Origin of the sequence: Mesorhizobium sp. M2A.F.Ca.ET.067.02.1.1 (genome assembly GCF_004023285.1) — a bacterium.
Taxonomy (GTDB): domain Bacteria; phylum Pseudomonadota; class Alphaproteobacteria; order Rhizobiales; family Rhizobiaceae; genus Mesorhizobium.
In genome coordinates this window covers 1-728 of the sequence record NZ_RZSB01001319.1, presented here as the reverse complement: position 1 = coordinate 728, position 728 = coordinate 1, and the positions used below count along the sequence as shown (strand labels likewise).

Annotated in this window: 1 protein-coding gene; it reads left to right on the top strand. The window is 66.2% G+C overall.

Annotated elements, in window-relative coordinates; genetic code table 11:
* Nucleotides 1-728 (top strand): D-alanyl-D-alanine carboxypeptidase family protein (locus EOA28_RS37570; RefSeq protein WP_148671203.1); only part of this gene is annotated, 728 nt, incomplete at both ends.

Sequence of the window (728 nt, the reverse complement as noted above, 5' to 3'; positions counted from 1 at the left end):
GCCCTACTCAGCGCATGCCGCGGCCCAGCCGCCGACCAAGCTCGGTGTGCGCGCCGGCGGCTCGGTTCCGGTTGAGACCGCGATCCTGTCTATGGTGACGAAATCGGCCAACGACTCCGCCACCGCGCTCGGCGAATTGCTCGGCGGCAGCGAGGACAATTTCGCCCGCATGATGACCGCCAAGGCGCGCCAGCTCGGCATGAACGGCACCGTCTTCCGCAACGCCAACGGCCTGCCCGATCCGGGCCAGTTCACCACGGCGCACGACATGGCGATGCTTGGCATAGCGCTGCGCGAGCACTTCCCGCAATATTACGGCTATTTCTCGCAACGCTCGTTCATGTATGGCCGCCAGCGCATCAACGGCCACAACCGCCTGCTTGGCCGCATCAAGGGCGTCGACGGCATCAAGACCGGCTACACCCGCATGTCGGGTTACAATCTCGTCTCCTCCGTCGCCGACGGCGACCGCCGCCTCGTCGCGGTGGTGATGGGCGGCGCTTCCGGCCGCAGCCGCGACAACCAGATGGCCGCGCTGATCACCACCTATCTGCCGCGCGCCTCGACGCGCGGCGGCGGCGATCTCATCGCCAAGGGCAATGACAATCCGATCAAGACGCTGGCCAAGGTCTTTTTGCCCAAGCATGACGCACCGACACCGGACGAAAAGCCGGCGACGGACGACACTGTCGTTGCCTCGGCCGACGACGTCCAGGACGACACCCAAC